Origin of the sequence: Citrobacter sp. wls619 (genome assembly GCF_005281345.1) — a bacterium.
Lineage (GTDB): Bacteria > Pseudomonadota > Gammaproteobacteria > Enterobacterales > Enterobacteriaceae > Citrobacter.
The window spans coordinates 195,370-208,908 of sequence record NZ_SZXJ01000027.1 but is presented as its reverse complement, the minus strand read 5'-3'; the positions used below and the strand labels follow the sequence as shown (position 1 = coordinate 208,908).

Genomic DNA, 13,539 nt, shown 5'->3' with positions numbered 1-13,539 from the left:
GATGAGGCGTTGACGGCTGACCGGGGCTGTCCGCAGGGATGCGGACAGAGGGGACGGCCTGCATGGATGCAGGCTCGGCCCCGACCCGACAGGCAGACGGCATAAGACGAATAGCTCGCGTAGCGACGATTTTCCCGCCGGGAGCCTGGGATGCAAGGGAGGCGGCGGTGAGCCTCCCTTGCACGTTCACGGGTATCTGCGCTTCAGAGAAATGACACAACTAAGGTGAACGGAACTCTGAGCAAGAATCACATGTTCACCAGACATGCTTAACTGAACGGCATTACTGCTCGGGGGCCGTTTGATTAATCTCGTCGTACCAGTCGGAAAACACCCAGTACCACAATCGCGCCGACCACGGCCACCAGGAAGCTGTGGAGATTAAACCCACTGACATCGCCGCCGATACCAAACATCGTTGCCAGCCACCCACCGACCACAGCACCGACAATACCGAGAATGCAGGTCAGGATAAATCCGCCGCCATCACGCCCCGGCATAATCAGCTTGGCGATAACCCCCGCAATCAGACCAAAAATAATCCAGGCAATAATTCCCATTTTCAGGCCCTCTTTCCAGTGAACGCATACGCAAGACATTCCTGCGCCAGCACGTTAAGTATAGGCAAGCCATCGCTACCTGCTGTTTGCACTCAGACTTAATTCATTGGCTGGAGTAAAAAATTTCATCCATTTGTATTAAGTTCCGTCTCGCGATGCCGATAACCCAACGATAAGCCAGGTATCCAGGAGTCATTAGGTGTGAGTAACTACAATGAGCAGTTCCTGAAGCAAAACCCGCTCGCAGTATTAGGGGTACTCCGGGACTTAAATTCACAGCAGGTTCCCCTGCGTATCTCCTGGTCAGGAGGTCAGTTCATCAGCAAAATTCTTGCTGTCAGCCCGGACGAATTGATCATGGATTTTGGCAGTCAGGAGTATGAAAACCAGGCCGTGCAACGCGCCAGCCAGATCTCAATTATCGCCGAAACGCAGGGTGCCAAGGTGGAGTTTACCCTGCCACAGCTGACAAAAGGCGAGTATCAACGATTGCCAGCCTTTGTCTCATCGTTGCCACCTTCGCTGTGGTTCGTCCAGCGCCGGGAATACTTCCGCATCGGTGCACCGTTACACCCGCCCTATCACTGCAAGGCGAAAATGCCGGACAACAGTATCCTGCATTTCCGCTTATTCGATTTGTCTCTTGGCGGCATGGGCGCGCTATTAGAAGGGGCTACACCGGAGGGGCTGGTCGAAGGTATGCGCTTCTCGCAGGTTGAACTGAATATGGAACAATGGGGCGTGTACCACGTTGATGCCCAGCTCATCTCGATTACCGAGCGAAAAGTGATCGACGGGAAAAATGAGACCATCACCACTCCCCGCCTGAGCTTTCGTTTTCTCAACGTCGGCCCGGCGGTGGAGCGGAATTTACAGCGGATTATTTTTTCGCTTGAGCGCGAGGCTCGGGAAAAGTCGAATAAAGTACGCGAGTAATATCACGCGCGTTACATCGCATCCAGCGCTCGCTGAAGCTTCCAGATATAACGTGGAGCCTGCGGCGCAGGATGGTTATCGACAACATGCTCAAAAAACTCATCGGCACTCAGATCGTTGATTTTGCTGATGGCTTTTTTCCTGTCAGAGGAGAACGTCCGCAGCAGCGCCCCGGCACCGTTCGCATATGACACCACCAGCGCATATTGCATCACCTGTGGGTCTTCAATTCCCGCCAGCGGACCGGTTTCAAGAATGCTCAGATACGCCGCCCCCATGGAGATATTGCGCTCTGGATTTTTCAGCTCGCTGGTCGACGGCTCTCCGCTCCATCCCATGCGACGATACACATCCCGCCCGGAGGTAGAGGCTTTAAGCTGCATCAGACCGATGGCATTAGATTTACTGACTGCATTGGGGTTACCCCCTGATTCAATAGCGATAATCGCCGTAATCAATTGTGGGCTAACGCCCCAGGCCGCACCGGCTTTTTCACTGATAGGCATCCATTGCATCGCGCGTTTAACCGGAACTTCTGCATTCCATGGCGGATTTTTGTAATCCTGTTTTGAACTACAGCCCGCAAGTATTACAACCAAAAAAGCAAACCATCTCAATTTCACGTCATCTATCCTTATAGCCGGAACCTGTCGCTGAGGTGACAACGACATACCTACGCGGCATGATATACATTTGGTTTTAGTTGTAGCAAGGAAATGCCATGTCCCGGTTTCACTTAATTGCCCCGTCGGGCTACTGTATCAACCAGCAGGCAGCATTACGTGGGCTTGCGCGTCTTACCGAGGCCGGTCATCAGGTCGATAACACTGCCGTCATTGCCCGTCGCTGTCAGCGTTTTGCCGGTACCGAATCCGAGCGTCTGGCGGATGTGAACTCACTCGTTGAGCTAAAAACGCCTGATACTATTGTGATGGCGGTGCGCGGCGGCTACGGTGCAAGCCGTTTGCTGGCAGATATTGACTGGCAGGCGCTGGCCGTTCGCCAGCAACAGAACCCACTCCTGCTGTGTGGTCACAGCGATTTCACGGCCATTCAGTGCGGGCTGCTGGCGAAGAGTCATGTCATCTCGTTTAGTGGTCCGATGCTGGCGGCTAACTTCGGTGCCGAAGAAATGAATGCCTTTACCGAGCACCATTTTTGGCAGGCTTTACGCAATGCCGAATTTACCCTCGACTGGCAAGGTCATGGCCCGGATTGCGCTACCGAAGGCACGCTGTGGGGCGGAAATCTGGCGATGCTCATTTCGCTGATGGGGACGCCGTGGATGCCCGCCATTGAGAACGGTATTCTGGTGCTGGAAGACATCAACGAGCACCCGTTTCGCATCGAGCGCATGCTGCTGCAACTTTATCATGCCGGGATCCTCGCCCGCCAGAATGCCATCATTCTCGGCAGTTTTAGCGGCAGTGCGCCTAATGATTATGATGCCGGTTATAGTCTTGATTCAGTCTGCGCGTTTTTGCGTGCCAAATTATCGGTTCCACTGTTAAGCGGCCTCGATTTTGGCCATGAACAACGCACCGTCACCTTACCTTTAGGGGCCAAAGCCGTGCTGAAAAATGATAAAAACGGCAGTCAACTCACAATCTCCGGTCATCCGGTGCTTAAATCGTAAAAAAAGCCTGCCTCAGGGCTAAGTAAAACGCTGTTTCTGTCGTTATTATGTTAGGGTTTATTAATACGAAACAGCGTAATTCAGGAGTAACCGAACGTTGGATGCCGCAGCAATCATTAGCCTTTTTATTTTGGGTTCCGTTCTCGTCACCTGCAGTATCTTGCTTAGTTCATTCTCATCACGTCTTGGTATCCCGATTCTGGTGATTTTCCTCGCTATTGGCATGTTAGCGGGCGTGGACGGTGTTGGCGGCATTCCTTTTGATAACTACCCGTTTGCCTACATGGTCAGTAACCTGGCGTTGGCCGTGATCCTGCTTGACGGCGGGATGCGGACCCAGGCCAGCTCCTTTCGTGTTGCGCTAGGCCCGGCATTATCGCTGGCGACCGTGGGCGTGCTGATTACCTCTGGTTTAACCGGCATGATGGCGGCATGGCTGTTTCATCTGGATCTCATCGAAGGGCTGCTGATTGGCGCGATTGTCGGTTCAACCGATGCCGCAGCGGTATTTTCCCTGCTCGGCGGTAAAGGACTGAACGAACGTGTGGGATCAACGCTGGAAATTGAGTCAGGTAGTAATGACCCAATGGCCGTATTTCTGACCATTACGCTTATCGAAATGATCCAGAACCACGAGACCGGTTTAAGCTGGATGTTCGCCGTGCATATTATCCAGCAGTTTGGCTTAGGCATCGCTATCGGTCTCGGCGGTGGATACCTGCTCCAGCAGATGATTAATCGTATTTCACTGCCTGCCGGGCTGTATCCGCTGCTGGCCTTAAGCGGCGGGATCCTGATTTTTGCCCTGACTACCGCGCTTGAAGGCAGCGGCATTCTGGCGGTTTATCTGTGTGGTTTCCTGTTGGGGAATCGCCCGATCCGCAACCGATTCGGTATTCTGCAAAACTTTGACGGTCTGGCCTGGCTGGCGCAAATTGCCATGTTCCTGGTGCTGGGATTGCTGGTGACGCCGTCCGATCTGTTGCCTATTGCGATTCCGGCGCTGATTTTGTCAGCCTGGATGATTTTCTTCGCGCGTCCGTTGTCGGTGTTCGCCGGATTGCTGCCATTTCGTGGTTTCAATCTGCGCGAGCGCATTTTCATTAGCTGGGTTGGCTTGCGTGGTGCGGTACCTATCATCCTTGCCGTCTTCCCGATGATGGCGGGTCTGGAAAATGCGCGTTTGTTCTTTAACGTCGCATTCTTTGTGGTACTGATCTCACTGCTGTTCCAGGGAACGTCGCTGTCGTGGGCCGCCAAAAAAGCCAAAGTCGTGGTTCCGCCAGTCGGCTGGCCGGTTTCACGTATTGGTCTCGATATTCACCCGGATAATCCCTGGGAGCAATTCGTTTACCAGTTGAGTGCCGATAAATGGTGCGTAGGGGCCGCATTGCGTGACCTGCATATGCCAGAGGAAACGCGTATTGCCGCACTGTTTCGTGACAACGTGCTGTTTCACCCCTCAGGCAGTACCCGCCTGCGTGAAGGCGATGTGCTGTGCGTCATTGGCCGCGAACGCGACCTGCCCGCCTTAGGCAAGCTGTTCAGCCAGTCGCCGCCGGTGTCGTTAGATCAGCGTTTCTTTGGTGATTTTATTCTCGAAGCCAGCGCGAAATATGCCGATGTGGCTCTGATTTATGGTCTGGAAGATGGCACCGGGTATCGCGATAAGCAGCAAACGCTGGGGGAAATTGTTCAGCAGCTGTTGGGTGCTGCGCCGGTCGTCGGTGACCAGGTGGAATTTGCCGGTATGATCTGGACGGTCGCCGAGAAAGAGGATAATGCCGTGCTGAAAGTGGGTGTCCGCGTGGCAGAAGATGAGGATGAATAACGCAGTTGTTTTGGCCGGGTGACGGCTGCGCCTTACCCGGCCTACAAATGTACTGCTTCTGTAGGCCTGATACGCGCCATCAGGCAATCCGACAAAAGTTACACCGTCACTACCGATACGCGCAGCGCCAGCGAGCACATTAATTCATAGCCCACCGTGCCCGCCGCTGTCGCCACATCGTCGATTTTAATCTCTTTGCCCCACAGTTCCACAGGCGTTCCTATCCCCGCCTGTGGGCATGGCGTCAGGTCTACCGCCAGCATATCCATGGATACCGTGCCGACCGTCCCGGTCCGTACACCGTCCACCAGCACCGGTGTCCCACTTGGCGCATGGCGCGGATAACCATCGGCATAGCCTGTCGCCACAATCCCTATGCGCTGTTCACCGCTGGCAGTGTAACGACCGCCGTAACCCACCCGATCACCCGCTTTCAGCGTTTGCACGCCGATAATCTCACTGCTCAGCGTCATCACTGGCTTAAGTCCGGTGTTGGCAATATCCCGCCATTGTCCCGACGGCGACGCGCCGTACAGAATAATACCCGGACGAACCCAGTCATAATGCGCTTGTGGGTGCCACAGCGTCGCAGCCGAATTCGACAGCGAACGTCGACACTCCAGCCCTTCCGTTGCCTGCGCAATACGCGCCATCGCGTCCTTGATGCCATCCGGATGTTCAGCATCAGCAAAATGCGACATCAGCGTCATCTCACCCACGTTAGGCATTGCCCGCAACTGTTGCCAGACGGTCGCTACTCGCTCTGGTAAGAAACCCAGCCGGTTCATGCCGCTATTCACCTTCAGGTAAATATCCAGCGGTGCGTTCAGGCGGGCATTTTGCAACGCTTTGAGCTGCCAGTTACTGTGGACACAGGTGGTCAGACGATATGTGTCATACACCGTCAGGTCTGCGGCATGGAAAAAACCCTCCAGCATTAAAATCGGTCCTTTCCATCCCCGCTCCCGCAGGGTGATCGCCTCCTCGAGATTGAGCATAGCGAAACCATCGGTCGCTCCCAGTGCATTCCAGACACGTTCTATACCGTGTCCGTAGGCATTGGCTTTCACCACCGACCAGACGCGGGAGTCCGGCGCAGCCTGACGCGTAATGGTCAGATTTTGTTTCAACGCCTGCAGGTCAATGCTGGCCAGTATCGGGCGGGTCATCTCGCGTCCTTATTAGTTATGTACACCGTGTAAATGCCGCGGGCGAGACGGGGTAAATCCCGGACTGTAACGCGCCACGCTCAGATCGTCATAAGGTATGGCTGGCGTGCGACCAGAGAGAATATCGCTCAGCAACTGACCCGATCCACAGGCCATTGTCCAACCCAATGTGCCATGACCCGTATTGAGCAGCAGATTCTTAAAGCGGGTACGCCCCACCACTGGCGTTCCGTCTGGCGTCATCGGACGCAGCCCGGTCCAGAAGGTGGCTTGTTCAACATGACCGCCGCGCGGAAAGAGATCGCGCACCACCATCTCCAGCGTTTCACGACGTGGCTGTAGTAGCTCGGTATTAAAACCCACAATCTCTGCCATACCGCCAACACGAATACGCTCATCAAAACGGGTAATGGCGATTTTGTAGGTTTCATCAAGAATAGTGGAAACCGGCGCACCATCATCTTCTGCCACCGGAATGGTTAATGAGTAGCCCTTAAGCGGATACACCGGAATATCAACGATCCCTTTGAGCATCGCCGTGGAGTACGAGCCAAAGGCCATAACATAGGCATCGGCTTTGATAACTTCGTCGCCACACTGGACACCATATATTTGCTCGCCTTCGCTGAGTAGCTTATCGACAGGAGTGTTAAAACGGAATTTTACCCCCGCCTGCTCGGCCATTTGCGCCAGACGCTGGGTAAACAGCTGACAGTCACCGGTTTCGTCATTCGGTAACCGTAACCCGCCTGTTAGTTTGTGCGCGACCTCTGCCAGCGCAGGTTCGACTTCCGCCAGACGATTTGCCTCCAGAAGTTGGTACGGCACACCGGCATCTTCCAACACGGCAATATCACGCGTGGCGTTCTCATACTGTTGAGCGGTTCTAAACAGTTGTAACGTACCGCCCTGACGACCCTCATACTCGATCCCCGTTGTGGCTCGCAGCGCCTTCAGACAATCACGGCTGTATTCCGCCAGACGCACCATGCGCCCTTTGTTTTCCATGTAGTGGCTGGTGTCGCAGTGGCGCAGCATTTGCCACATCCACTTCAGTTGGAACTGCGTTCCGTCGAGGCGTACAGCCAACGGCGCGTGGCGCTGAAACATCCATTTAATCGCTTTTAGCGGTACGCCTGGCGCCGCCCACGGCGCGGCATAACCTGGAGAGATTTGCCCGGCGTTAGCCGCACTGGTTTCCAGTGCCGGACCCGGCTCACGATCGATGACGGTGACATCGTGTCCAGCCTGACTTAAATACCAAGCGCTGGTCACGCCAACGACGCCACTTCCCAGTATGACAACTCGCATAGCCACTCCGTTAACAGTAAAAGAACAATCTTCTAATTACATCTTGATAACTCAGTTGAAAATATTATTCAACATATGGCTTTTTTATGGTGATGTATCTCACACATAGCAGTGATGGCAGGGAAGTCTCTGCTTTGGCATCTCCTGCTGCGCGTAAATTTTATCCAGCATAAAATTTTGTTACCTGGCCGCTTTTCGACGCTTCGCTGACGTGAAATCGCAAAGAAAAAATTTCTCCTGCAGCACGCTTTTTAACACCATGATCTATGCTTGAAATGAGGTACTCCAGACAGAGAGTGCCGCCAACAATGAGGGTGCGCGAATGGCTACGATTGATTCCATGAACAAGGACAGCACACGGTTAAGCGATGGACCCGACTGGACGTTTGATCTGCTGGATGTCTATCTGGCAGAGATAGACCGCGTGGCGAAACTCTACAGGCTGGATACCTACCCGCACCAAATCGAGGTGATCACCTCTGAGCAAATGATGGACGCCTACTCCAGCGTCGGGATGCCAATCAACTATCCGCACTGGTCGTTTGGTAAAAAATTTATTGAAACCGAACGCTTGTACAAGCATGGTCAGCAAGGACTGGCCTATGAGATTGTTATTAACTCCAACCCGTGTATCGCGTACCTGATGGAAGAGAACACCATCACCATGCAGGCGCTGGTCATGGCGCATGCCTGCTATGGACATAACTCGTTCTTCAAGAATAATTACCTGTTCCGCAGTTGGACGGACGCCAGCTCCATCGTCGATTACCTGATCTTTGCGCGAAACTACATTACCCAGTGTGAAGAGCGTTACGGTGTTGATGAAGTTGAGAAACTCCTCGACTCCTGCCATGCGCTGATGAATTACGGCGTTGACCGCTATAAACGCCCGCAAAAAATCTCACTACAGGAAGAGAAGGCCCGGCAGAAAAGCCGTGAAGAGTATCTGCAAAGCCAGGTGAATATGCTGTGGCGTACGTTGCCGAAGAAAGAGGAAGAGAAGACGATCTCTACCGCACGGCGCTATCCTTCTGAGCCGCAGGAAAACCTGCTGTATTTTATGGAGAAAAACGCCCCACTGCTTGAGTCCTGGCAGCGAGAGGTCCTGCGTATTGTGCGTAAGGTGAGCCAGTATTTTTATCCGCAGAAACAGACTCAGGTGATGAACGAAGGATGGGCAACCTTCTGGCACTACACTATCCTCAACCATCTTTATGATGAAGGCAAAGTCACCGAGCGCTTTATGCTGGAGTTTCTGCATAGCCATACCAACGTGGTATTCCAGCCACCGTATAACAGTCCATGGTATAGCGGGATAAACCCTTATGCGCTGGGCTTTGCTATGTTCCAGGATATCAAACGTATTTGTCAGTCGCCCACCGAGGAGGACAAATACTGGTTCCCCAATATTGCGGGTTCCGACTGGCTGGAAACGCTACATTTCGCAATGCGCGATTTTAAAGATGAGAGCTTTATCAGCCAGTTCCTGTCACCAAAAGTGATGCGCGATTTCCGCCTGTTCACGGTGCTGGATGATGACCGCCATAATTACCTGGAAATTTCAGCGATTCACAATGAGGAGGGGTATCGCGAGATCCGTAACAGGCTGTCATCGCAATATAACCTGAGCAACCTGGAGCCGAATATTCAAATCTGGAATGTCGATCTGCGCGGCGACCGTTCACTGACCTTGCGTTACATCCCACATAACCGCGCGCCGTTGGATAAAGGACGCAAAGAAGTGTTGAAGCATGTTCATCGGCTGTGGGGATTTGATGTGATGCTGGAGCAGCAAAATGAGGACGGCAGCGTTGAGCTGCTGGAGCGTTGCCCGCCAAGGATGAACGGCCTGTAAAGCTGATTGCCGGGGGCGGTATAAACACCTTATCCGGCCTACGACGCAGACGCATTGTAGGCCGGATAAGACGCTTTGGCGTCACCATCCGGCATTGCGCGATTAGCGTCCCTGAATAGCTAAATCGCCTGGTAAATTCTTCTGCATACGGTGCCAAATCTCGCCACTGTCGTGACCATAACGGCGCACCGTTTCATAGACCGAATCATGAGCGCCCTGCTCACACAGCTCTGACAGCTTACGGTAGAAGTTCAGCGCCAGGCCGCGCGCTTCCGGGTTGGCAAAGTAATGACGGCCAATACGCGTATAAAGTCCTTTCATGCCGTTGAGGATCAAACCGTAAATCGGATTGCCCGACGCAAATGCCAGACCGCGGAAAATGTTGTAGTCCAGATCGGCAAACGCGTCAGCATGGTCAGCAACCTGATTCGCCGTGGCCAAAACGTCCTGGGCTTTATCAGGATGTTGGCGGAATGCGGTGCGAATAAAGATCGTCGAGATGTTGGTACGCACAGACAGCAGATTATCAATCAACTGCGGAACGCTTTCGTGATCGAGACGCGCCAACGTTTCCAGGATATTCAGTCCGGAGGTTTCCCAGAAGTTATTCACTTTCGTCGGTTTGCCGTGTTGAATGGTCAACCAGCCGTCCCGCGCCAGACGCTGCAATACTTCGCGTAACGTGGTACGTGTTACTCCAATAAGTTCGGAGAGTTCACGTTCAGCGGGCAAAATAGTGCCAGGTGGGAAGCGGTTATTCCAGATACTCTCAATGATGTACTCTTCCGCGAACCCAGCCGGGCTTTGCGCCTTAATGACCATAGTAAAAATTCCATTACACAGCAAAACATAGTTATACACATCATACCAGATGGGTATCTTAGCTGATAGCTGACGCAATGAAGAAAAAGTGGATCAAGGCTTCATTTTCCAAATAACGCTACAGTACAGCCAACCTTGCCAGTCTCGTGAATAGCTTGCCTGTACTCCCACCTCCCGCTAAGCTTTGCGGTCAAACATAAAAACATGATTTCATTTTTAAAGGTAGGGAAATCACCATGGAGCTATCATGGGGCCGCGCTATGTGGCGCAATTTTTTAGGCCAGTCGCCGGACTGGTATAAACTTGCACTGCTCGTCTTCTTAATCGTTAACCCGCTTATTTTTTTCATCAATCCCTTTATTGCGGGTTGGTTGCTGGTGGCCGAATTCATTTTTACGCTGGCAATGGCGCTTAAGTGTTATCCACTGTTGCCGGGCGGGCTGTTAGCCATCGAAGCTGTCGTCATCGGCATGACCAGCGCCGCACATGTTCGTGAAGAAGTTGCCGCCAACCTTGAAGTGCTCTTGCTGCTGATGTTTATGGTGGCGGGCATCTACTTTATGAAGCAACTGCTGCTGTTTATTTTTACCCGACTGCTGCTCAGTATTCGCTCCAAGATGCTGCTGTCGCTGGCTTTTTGTGTTGCCGCTGCCTTCCTTTCTGCGTTCCTCGACGCACTGACCGTGGTCGCGGTCGTGATCAGCGTGGCGGTCGGTTTTTACGGTATCTACCATCGCGTCGCCTCATCCCGCCCGGAAGATAACAATTTGCTGGATGACAGCCATATCGACCAGCACAATAAAGCCGTACTCGAGCAGTTCCGCGGTTTTCTGCGCAGCCTGATGATGCACGCGGGAGTCGGCACCGCGTTAGGCGGTGTGATGACCATGGTTGGCGAACCGCAGAACCTGATTATCGCCAAAGCGGCTGGCTGGCATTTTGGTGATTTTTTCCTGCGCATGTCACCGGTCACCGTTCCGGTGTTGATTTGCGGTCTGCTCACCTGCCTGCTGGTTGAAAAGTTACGTTGGTTTGGCTACGGAGAAACATTACCGGAAGCGGTCCGTGGCGTTCTGCAACAGTTTGACGATGAAAGCCGTCAACAACGTACCCGCCAGGATAAAATCAAGCTGATTATTCAGGCTGTTATCGGCGTATGGCTGGTCGTCGCCCTCGCGCTGCATCTGGCAGAAGTCGGATTAATTGGCCTCTCGGTGATTATTCTGGCGACGTCGTTAACCGGTGTCACTGACGAACACGCTATTGGTAAAGCCTTCACCGAATCGCTGCCCTTCACCGCGCTGCTTACCGTATTTTTCTCCGTGGTTGCGGTGATTATCGATCAGCAACTCTTTGCGCCGATTATTCAGTTTGTTTTGCAGTCTTCTGAACATGCACAGCTGACCCTGTTCTATCTTTTCAACGGTCTGCTGTCGTCAATTTCAGACAACGTCTTTGTTGGCACCATTTACATCAACGAAGCGAAAGCGGCGCTGGAGCACGGGACGATTAGCCTGAATCAATATGAACTGTTAGCGGTGGCGATTAATACCGGAACCAACCTGCCTTCCGTGGCGACACCAAATGGTCAGGCGGCATTCTTGTTCCTGCTTACCTCCGCACTGGCACCACTGATTCGCCTCTCCTATGGCCGTATGGTGTGGATGGCATTGCCGTATACGATCGTCCTGACGCTGGTGGGTCTGTTGTGCGTAGAGTTCACGCTGGTCCCCGTGACCGAATGGATGATGCAAACAGGCTGGTTAGCTACACTTTCATAACAATAAACCGGGTAAATCACTGCCCGGTTTGACTTTTTGCATGATAATTATCCGATTACACAATATTTCAATTGCCGCTAGTGGCGCATAAATTGAATTGGTTTAAACTGCGGTCTCTACGCATGTTGCAGGGAAATTATTATGTTGCGATTTTTAAACCAGTGCTCCCGTGGGCGTGGAGCATGGTTATTGCTGGCGCTCACCGCCCTGGCGTTGGAACTTGTTGCCTTGTGGTTCCAGCATGTCATGCTGCTTAAACCTTGCGTGTTGTGTATTTACGAACGTAGCGCATTATTTGGCGTGATGGGTGCTGGTCTGGTGGGCGCCATCGCCCCAAAAACGCCGCTGCGTTATGTGGCGATGCTTATCTGGATTTACAGCGCCTGGCGCGGACTTCAGTTAGCGTATGAACACACGATGATTCAGCTGCACCCGTCACCGTTCATGACCTGTGATTTTGCTGCGCGCTTCCCGAGTTGGTTACCGCTGGATAAATGGCTGCCGCAGGTATTTATGGCTTCCGGTGACTGTGCTGAGCGTCAGTGGTCATTTTTAACCCTGGAGATGCCGCAGTGGCTGCTGGGGATTTTTGCCGCCTATCTGGTCGTTGCCGTGTTGGTGCTAATAGCACAGCCGTTCAAACCGAAAAAACGTGACCTCTTCGGTCGCTAACAGAGACGCTCCTTCGGGAGCGTTTTTTTTGCCTTAAATTCATTGCCTGCTGGCATCTATAAGATGTATATTAAATGCATCTTATAGATGCCACACCAAGGAGATGTCTTATGTCCCATCTACGCATCCCGGCAAACTGGAAAGTTAAACGCTCCACTCCCTTCTTTACGAAAGACAATGTCCCGGCCGCTCTGCTTTCTCACCACAACACAGCAGCGGGCGTTTTTGGACAACTCTGCGTGATGGAAGGCACGGTAACGTATTACGGTTTTGCCAATGAAGACGCAAAAGAACCTGAAGTAAAAGTGGTCATTAATGCCGGACAATTCGCGACCAGCCCACCGCAGTACTGGCATCGCGTTGAATTAAGCGACGATGCGCAGTTCAACATTAATTTCTGGGTTGAAGATGACAACCATAGTGATGAGATGTATCAGGCGAAAAAGTCTTAATCCTTAACGCCTGTTAATCGATGGGCGGCTTAGTCCGCCCATGAAGGTTTGTTCAGAATATGGTCCTGCCAGTCACGCACTTCTGATTCTTTCACCGCGATATGGCGTACTGAAATACGCTCACCGTGCATTGCCGCCTTTGACCCCGTCAGCAATGGGTGCCAGTCCGGTAACCCTTTCCCTTCCGCTAATAAACGATAGGCGCAGGTCATCGGCAACCATTCAAAGGTTGGCAGGTTATCACGCGTGAGTTTGATGCAATCGGGCTCGTATTCAAATCGTCGTTCATAATTACGGCACTGGCAGGTTTTGATATTGAGTTGCTTACACGCGACGTTGGTAAAGTAGATTTCGTCGGTGTCTTCATCCATCAGCTTATGCAGGCAGCACTGGCCGCACCCATCACATAATGACTCCCACTCGGCATCGGTCATTTCATCAAGGGTTTTACTTTGCCAGAAAGGTATGTCGCTCATCAGGGTATCCGCTATTTCACTAAAGCTGCACCTTATAA

13 protein-coding genes and 1 pseudogene are annotated in these 13,539 nt (G+C 52.6%); 7 read left to right on the top strand and 7 right to left on the bottom strand.

The window, feature by feature from the left end; genetic code table 11:
- Nucleotides 1-184, bottom strand: a pseudogene (locus FDX19_RS25255) (hypothetical protein); the annotation flags it as partial.
- A 121-nt stretch (nt 185-305) separates the two neighbouring features.
- Nucleotides 306-560 carry a GlsB/YeaQ/YmgE family stress response membrane protein gene (locus FDX19_RS03765; RefSeq protein WP_048212573.1) on the bottom strand — a complete coding sequence of 85 codons (255 nt, stop codon included), beginning with the start codon at nt 558-560 and terminating at the stop codon, nt 306-308.
- 201 nt (nt 561-761) lie between these two features.
- On the opposite strand from FDX19_RS03765, the gene ycgR reads away from it, so the two are divergent.
- Nucleotides 762-1,496, top strand: coding sequence for a flagellar brake protein YcgR (gene ycgR / locus FDX19_RS03760; RefSeq protein ID WP_137381652.1), 735 nt, complete (start codon nt 762-764; stop codon nt 1,494-1,496).
- 11 nt (nt 1,497-1,507) lie between these two features.
- Here ycgR and emtA read toward each other — a convergent pair whose 3' ends face one another.
- On the bottom strand, nt 1,508-2,119 hold the full coding sequence (gene emtA / locus FDX19_RS03755) for a membrane-bound lytic murein transglycosylase EmtA (RefSeq protein ID WP_040232326.1): 612 nt from the start codon (nt 2,117-2,119) through the stop codon (nt 1,508-1,510).
- Nucleotides 2,120-2,217: 98 nt separating this feature from the next.
- Here emtA and ldcA point away from each other — a divergent pair, with 98 nt between their 5' ends.
- Both ldcA and FDX19_RS03745 read left to right on the top strand, forming a co-directional pair.
- Nucleotides 2,218-3,132, top strand: a complete 915-nt coding sequence (gene ldcA / locus FDX19_RS03750) for a muramoyltetrapeptide carboxypeptidase (protein ID WP_137381651.1) — start codon at nt 2,218-2,220, stop codon at nt 3,130-3,132.
- 97 nt (nt 3,133-3,229) lie between these two features.
- Complete coding sequence (locus tag FDX19_RS03745; protein WP_040232328.1) at nt 3,230-4,963, top strand: potassium/proton antiporter; 1,734 nt, start codon at nt 3,230-3,232, stop codon at nt 4,961-4,963.
- 98 nt (nt 4,964-5,061) lie between these two features.
- On the opposite strand, the gene dadX is transcribed toward FDX19_RS03745, so the two are convergent.
- Both dadX and FDX19_RS03735 read right to left on the bottom strand, forming a co-directional pair.
- Nucleotides 5,062-6,132, bottom strand: a complete 1,071-nt coding sequence (gene dadX, locus FDX19_RS03740) for a catabolic alanine racemase DadX (RefSeq protein ID WP_137381650.1) — start codon at nt 6,130-6,132, stop codon at nt 5,062-5,064.
- 12 nt (nt 6,133-6,144) lie between these two features.
- On the bottom strand, nt 6,145-7,443 hold the full coding sequence (locus tag FDX19_RS03735) for a D-amino acid dehydrogenase (protein ID WP_137381649.1): 1,299 nt from the start codon (nt 7,441-7,443) through the stop codon (nt 6,145-6,147).
- Between the two features lie 322 nt (nt 7,444-7,765).
- On the opposite strand from FDX19_RS03735, the gene FDX19_RS03730 reads away from it, so the two are divergent.
- Nucleotides 7,766-9,298 carry a SpoVR family protein gene (locus FDX19_RS03730; protein WP_048211425.1) on the top strand — a complete coding sequence of 511 codons (1,533 nt, stop codon included), beginning with the start codon at nt 7,766-7,768 and terminating at the stop codon, nt 9,296-9,298.
- A gap of 102 nt (nt 9,299-9,400) precedes the next feature.
- On the opposite strand, the gene fadR is transcribed toward FDX19_RS03730, so the two are convergent.
- A complete protein-coding gene (fadR, locus tag FDX19_RS03725) occupies nt 9,401-10,120 on the bottom strand; it encodes a fatty acid metabolism transcriptional regulator FadR (RefSeq protein ID WP_137381648.1) in 720 nt (239 codons plus the stop codon).
- 236 nt (nt 10,121-10,356) lie between these two features.
- Between fadR and nhaB the strand changes: the two genes are divergently transcribed.
- The 3 genes from nhaB to FDX19_RS03710 all read left to right on the top strand — a co-directional run bounded on the left by nhaB (nt 10,357) and on the right by FDX19_RS03710 (nt 13,025).
- Nucleotides 10,357-11,901 (top strand): Na(+)/H(+) antiporter NhaB, encoded by a 1,545-nt coding sequence (gene nhaB, locus FDX19_RS03720; protein ID WP_137381647.1) that lies wholly within the window; start codon nt 10,357-10,359, stop codon nt 11,899-11,901.
- Between the two features lie 141 nt (nt 11,902-12,042).
- Nucleotides 12,043-12,573: a disulfide bond formation protein DsbB gene (gene dsbB / locus FDX19_RS03715; protein ID WP_005122248.1), complete on the top strand. Its 531-nt coding sequence runs from the start codon at nt 12,043-12,045 to the stop codon at nt 12,571-12,573.
- A 110-nt stretch (nt 12,574-12,683) separates the two neighbouring features.
- Entirely contained in the window at nt 12,684-13,025 is a 342-nt protein-coding gene (locus tag FDX19_RS03710; protein ID WP_016153372.1) for a DUF1971 domain-containing protein, read from the top strand.
- Between the two features lie 29 nt (nt 13,026-13,054).
- On the opposite strand, the gene FDX19_RS03705 is transcribed toward FDX19_RS03710, so the two are convergent.
- Nucleotides 13,055-13,501, bottom strand: a complete 447-nt coding sequence (locus FDX19_RS03705; protein WP_005122244.1) for a YcgN family cysteine cluster protein — start codon at nt 13,499-13,501, stop codon at nt 13,055-13,057.
- Nucleotides 13,502-13,539 lie beyond the last annotated feature (38 nt).